This is a genomic window from Frankia sp. CoBUL1 (genome assembly GCF_978021245.1).
Genome location: NZ_CDXDOS010000142.1, coordinates 3,114 through 8,484 on the forward strand (window position 1 = coordinate 3,114; position 5,371 = coordinate 8,484).

The window sequence follows — 5,371 nt, forward strand, 5'->3', positions numbered from 1 at the left end:
CTGCCCTCCTGGAGCAGGGAACCGTAGTAGTCGGCCATGACCGTGGGGTCGATGACCTCGGAGCCCCGCTCAAGCGGCTGCAGCCCCTGGCGGGCCTCCCGCCAGGGCCGTTCGCTGTGCGACAGGACGCTGAGCTGCTGGGCAGTGAAGTCCCCGTAGGCGTTCAGCACCTCGTCGATGGTCTCGCGCTGCGCGTCGGTGAGCGCATCCGCGCTGCCCCACTGCCAGGGCGCTTCCACCGTGTACCGGCCGCGGTGCCTGGCGTACAGCTCGGGGACGACGGGGCCGTTGGCCCAAGCTTCGATCGGCTGAGGGAACAGGACCTCGTCGTCCCGGACGAGGTGCCAGGCCTGCGAGTAGTAGACGAGCTTCTGGAGCTTCATGGCGGTCATGGGAGCCGCCTTGTCGAGGATGTAGGCGGCAACGTCATGCACGGAGGGCATCTGCCTCGTACCTCCCCTCGGTGGTTGAGTCCGACGCGGCGGTACTGGAACAACGCTAGATCTACTGTCCCTCATTTCCCCCCTGGCGCTACGTAGAACACGCTGCAACGTAGCAGGTTCCGTTCGTCGCCTGGCCCGGATGAGCCGGTCAAGGAAGTCGGGGATCTGGCCCAGCGCGGCGAACAGGCGGGGGTTTGGTGCCCGTTCACGCGCTGGCCCGGATCCCATCCGGGTGGCACCGGGGGCACGGGGTGCCGCGGGGCCGGCCGGTGTCCGTCCGGTACGACGGGTTGGCCTGCATGACGGCCGGGGAGTGACCGGCGTCCCCACCACAGGAGCCACACCACGGAGGCAGGCCCGTGATGGCCGTACGGGGCGTGGGCGCAGAACATCCATCCGGTCCAGCCCGGTTCGGCGGTTTGCGTGGTTTTTGGGCGGCATTCCGGGCACGTCCCGTCCGGGTGGAACGTGGCCGTCGGGTGGGTGGGGCACAGCAGCTTCGACGGGTCGCCGGCCGGACCGGACGCTGTGACCCGGGCCTGCTCAGCCTCGAAGGCGCGGGCGGTCTCCTTCCGGCGCAGCGGGCGTCCACCCGGGTTCATGTCGACCGGCCACCCCGTAGCAGGGTCGATGTCCAGGCCGGTCATGCCACGCGGCTCGTGGATCGTCGCGTTCGGGTCGAAGCCGCGCCGCAGCCGGCTGTGGGCGCTGCCCGCGCGTGGCGGGACGAACGTCTCCAGGAACCGTGTGGGCGCCGTCTCGACCGCTGTCCGCAGGTAGGCCACCGGATCCGACACAGGCCGCGGTGTGCCGTCCTTCGCCCGGAGGACCATCGCCACCCCCTTGCCGGCGAGCTCCCGGTCGATCGTCTGCCCGGTCACCTCACGGACCAGGTCGATCAGCGTCTGGACCAGGTCGGCACCGGCGGGTACGGCGGGAGCTGACCCCCCGCATCCCTTGCTGCCTGTGGTGGAGCTGGCCTCGATCGGGTCGGGCGGGGTGGTTTCTGTCCTGTGGTTGGGGTTATCCACATACGGACGTTCCGCTGACGGACCATCCGAAACCGGTAGTTCCGCTGGCGTGTTCGCATCACCACTCTCTGGCATGGCCCGGACCGCCAACGGAGCCCAGATCACCCGACCACCCGGACCCGGAACCCGTCTCCGAACGAGATGCCCGGAGGATTCAAGCTCCTTGAGAGCGGCGGCAACGACCCGCCGACCCCAGCCCCGGAACTCGCGCTTGACAGCGTCCGCGTTGACGGTGGCCAAGTACTCGGGTGTGTGGGAGAGAAGCCAGATCAGGATCATCCGCGCGTACCCGCTCAGCGTTGGGTGGCTGATGATCGTGTTGGGGATGGGGGTCCAGCAGCCCCGATCTACACCGCTCGGTGGGGCTCACCCAGCTCGTGCGGATGGGCGCGGTGCGGGTAGGAGTACGGGTAGGCAGGGACTGCATACCGCTGGCGGGCGGGATACCGCTCACGGACGGGGAGGCGAGACATGGCGCAGGTGGGAGAACGGGAGGCGCGCAGGGTCGCCGAGGCGGCCCGGGAGGCCGAGTGGCGGCTTCCCTCGTTTGGCAAGGAGCTTTTCCTCGGTCATCTCCGGCTCGATCTGATCTCCCCGCACCCACGGCCGAAGGAGGGCGACCGGCGGCGGGGGGAGGCGTTCCTGGCCCAGCTCGAGTCGTTCCTGCGGGAGACGGTGGACCCGTTGCAGATCGAGCGGGACGGGCGGCTACCTGGGCAGGTGATCGACGGGCTGCGGCGGATAGGCGCCCTCGGCATGAAGATCCCCGAGGAGTACGGCGGACTCGGGTTGACCACCGTGTACTACAACCGGGCGCTTGAACTGTCCAGCTCGTGGCATTCGAGCCTGCCCACGCTGCTCTCGGCGCACCAGTCGATCGGCGTGGCCGAGCCGGTCCTGGGGTTCGGTACCGAGGAGCAGAAGCGGACGTATCTGCCGAAGGTGGCCCGCGAGGAGATCAGCGCGTTCCTGCTGACCGAGCCCGACGTGGGCAGCGACCCGGCCCGGATGAGCAGCCAGGCGGTGCCGGTCGAGGGCGGCGCCGCCTACGAGCTGAGCGGCCGCAAGCTGTGGACCACCAACGGTGTGATCGCCGATCGGCTGGTGGTCATGGCGGTCGTCCCGCGCTCGGCCGGTCATCGCGGTGGCATCACGTGTTTCATCGTCGACGCCCACGCACCCGGCGTGAAGGTGGAGCACCGCAACGAGTTCATGGGTCTGCGCGGCATCGAGAACGGGGTGACCAGCTTCGAGCGGGTCCGGGTCCCGGCCGCGGACCGCCTCGGGCGGGAAGGCGATGGGCTCAAGATTGCCCTGACGACGCTGAACACCGGCCGCCTCGCCCTGCCGGCGACCTGCGTGGGCGGCGCCAAGTACGCGCTGCGCATCGCCCGGGAATGGTCGCGGGACCGCGTCCAGTGGGGCCGGCCTATCGGCCAGCACGACGCCATCGCCCAGAAGATCGCGTTCACGGCCGCCACCACGTTCGGGCTGGAGGCGATGCTGGAGCTGTCCGGCCTGATGGCCGATGAGGGACGCGGGGACATCCGGATCGAGGCTGCCCTGGCCAAGCTGTATGCCAGCGAGATGGCCTGGCTGATCGCCGATGAGCTGGTCCAGATCCGCGGCGGCCGCGGGTACGAGACCGCCCAGTCCCTGGCCAACCGGGGGGAACGACCGGTACCGGCCGAGCAGATGCTACGCGATCTGCGCATCAATCGGATCTTCGAAGGCTCCACCGAGATCATGCGGTTGCTCATCGCGCGGGAGGCCGTGGACACCCACCTCGCGGTGGCCGGCGACATCATTTCCCCGGACGCGCCGGTCGCGGCGAAGGCCCGCAGCGCCGGACGGGCGGCTGCCTTCTACGGCCGCTGGCTGCCCGGCCTCGCCGTCGGCAGTGGGACGTCGCCGCGCTCGTTCCTCGAATTCGGCCGGCTCAGCACGCACCTGCGCTTCGTGGAGCGCTCGGCGCGCAAGCTCGCCCGGTCGACCTTCTACGGGATGGCTCGCTGGCAGGGCGGGCTGGAGAAGAAGCAGGCGTTCCTCGGGCGTCTCGTCGACATCGGCGCCGAACTGTTCGCCATCAGCGCGGCGGTCGTGCGGGCCCGGATGCTCGACGAGGAGGGCGAGCCGACCGCGACCGACCTGGCCGACCTGTTCTGCCGGCAGGCGCGACGCCGGGTCGAGGCGTCCTTCGCGGCGCTGTGGCGCAACGACGACGCCCGCAACTACACGGCGGCGCAGGAGGTGCTTGCGGGCCGCTTCAGCTGGGCCGAGTCCGGCGTGATGGACCCGAGCGGCGAAGGGCCGTTCCTCGCCGCGGAGCGGCAGCGGGCGGTCCCGACTCGACCGGCCGTCGACCTGCTCGCCGCGGGCTGACCATGTGCGCCTCGCGTGATCATGCCGGGCAGGCGGCGCGGCACCAGAGGGCTTGGGCCGGCCTTCCACTACGCGGTCGGGTCGGGCCCGAGGGCCGCGTCCAGGAGCGCGCCCAGCTGGTCGAGTTGGTCGGCCGACAGGGCGCGGAACGAGGAATCGAAGACGGCGTCCACGGCGTCCTGGCCGGCCGCGCGCAGCCGCGCGCCCTCCTCGGTGAGCCGGTGTCGCACGGCACGGCCCGGCCCCGGAACCCGCCCGATCAGCCCGCGGGCGGCCATCCGGGCCGCCAGGGAGCCGAAGGACTGGTCGGTTTGGAACGTCAGCACTGCGAGGTCGTGCAGCGATGCGTCCGGGTGCCGGTGCAGGTGACGCAGGGTGTCCCACTGCGCGAGTGAGAGTCCCAATGGTGCCAGCGCGCGGCTCAGCGCGCGGTGATGGCGGTACTGCAGGCGTTTGACGGACAAGGCGACGTCCGCGGTGCGGTATCTCACGACCTGAGCCTAGCGTGTCGAGTAAGGTTGCTTGTATCATGAAGCTGATATAATGTTGCTTATATTCCTGTCAATAAGAGAGGAATCATGAGTACTCCGATCATGGCCGGCTCCCTCCGGCCCACCCACACCCACACCCACACGCTCCAGGTCGGCTCCGCGGGAGCGGTCGAGATCACCGTCCAGGACCGCGACCGCACCCGGCCGTTTCTGCTCCTGCACGGTGGAGGTGGCACGGTCACCATGACCGGCTTCGCCGATCTGCTCGCCGAGCGCACCCACTCCCGGGTACTGCTGCCCACTCACCCCGGCTTCGGCGGTACGCCGAAGGCCGAAGCGCTGACGGGAGTCATCGAGCTCGCCCGGATGTATGTAGCGATGATCGAGCAACTCGACCTCACGGATGTGACCGTCGTCGGCAACTCCTTCGGTGGGTGGCTCGCCGCCGAGATCGCCTTGCAGCAGAGCCCCCGGGTCAGCGGCGTGGTGATCATCGACGGTATTGGTATTGACGTCGACGGCCATCCGATGCTCGATGTCCGCGGTCTCTCGCCTACTGAGATCCGGTCGTTCTCCTTCCATGACCCGAGCAAGATGCCTGCTTCGCCGGGTACTGGCGATGCCGGGCCGAGCCCGGATGTGCGAGCGCTGGTCGGGTACACGGGCCCGGTCATGTCGGACCCGACGCTCGCCGAGCGGCTGGGTGGTCTCGACATCCCAGCCCACGTTCTGTGGGGCGAAAGTGACGGCATCGTTGACTCGGAATACGGCAGGGCCTATGCCGCCGCGATCCCACTGTCGACGTTCACGCTGCTGCCCCGGTCCGGCCACCTGCCGCAGGTCGAGGCTCAGGGCTGCGCGAAGGTCGCGTGGTGTGACGGTCTGTTGCGTTAAGTGGCTATGAATTGGAGTGCCCGGCGGCGGTCTCCGGCGATGTGTTCGAGGGTTTCCTTGACTTTTCGGACTCCGCGGAGGCGGAGGAGGCTCAGGGCAAGGTTGCGGATGGTCGCGAGGTTTCTCGGCC

4 protein-coding genes are annotated in these 5,371 nt (G+C 69.4%); 2 read left to right on the plus strand and 2 right to left on the minus strand.

Annotation, left to right across the window (positions count from 1 at the left end; genetic code table 11):
- Positions 1–443: Panacea domain-containing protein (locus AC08OX_RS11540; RefSeq protein ID WP_476607816.1), on the minus strand; the 443-nt coding region annotated here is incomplete at its 3' end.
- A gap of 1,502 nt (positions 444–1,945) precedes the next feature.
- Between AC08OX_RS11540 and AC08OX_RS11545 the strand changes: the two genes are divergently transcribed.
- Positions 1,946–3,856, plus strand: coding sequence for an acyl-CoA dehydrogenase family protein (locus tag AC08OX_RS11545; protein WP_476607817.1), 1,911 nt, complete (start codon positions 1,946–1,948; stop codon positions 3,854–3,856).
- Positions 3,857–3,924: 68 nt separating this feature from the next.
- Here AC08OX_RS11545 and AC08OX_RS11550 read toward each other — a convergent pair whose 3' ends face one another.
- A complete protein-coding gene (locus AC08OX_RS11550; protein WP_476607818.1) occupies positions 3,925–4,347 on the minus strand; it encodes a MarR family winged helix-turn-helix transcriptional regulator in 423 nt (140 codons plus the stop codon).
- 87 nt (positions 4,348–4,434) lie between these two features.
- Here AC08OX_RS11550 and AC08OX_RS11555 point away from each other — a divergent pair, with 87 nt between their 5' ends.
- Positions 4,435–5,241 carry an alpha/beta fold hydrolase gene (locus tag AC08OX_RS11555; protein WP_476607819.1) on the plus strand — a complete coding sequence of 269 codons (807 nt, stop codon included), beginning with the start codon at positions 4,435–4,437 and terminating at the stop codon, positions 5,239–5,241.
- Positions 5,242–5,371: the final 130 nt, after the last annotated feature.

Coding starts and splice junctions, on each gene's coding strand:
- AC08OX_RS11555 (WP_476607819.1), top strand. CDS start 4,435: ATGAGTACTCCGATCATGGCCGGCTCCCTCCGGCCCACCCACACCCAC.
- AC08OX_RS11545 (WP_476607817.1), top strand. CDS start 1,946: ATGGCGCAGGTGGGAGAACGGGAGGCGCGCAGGGTCGCCGAGGCGGCC.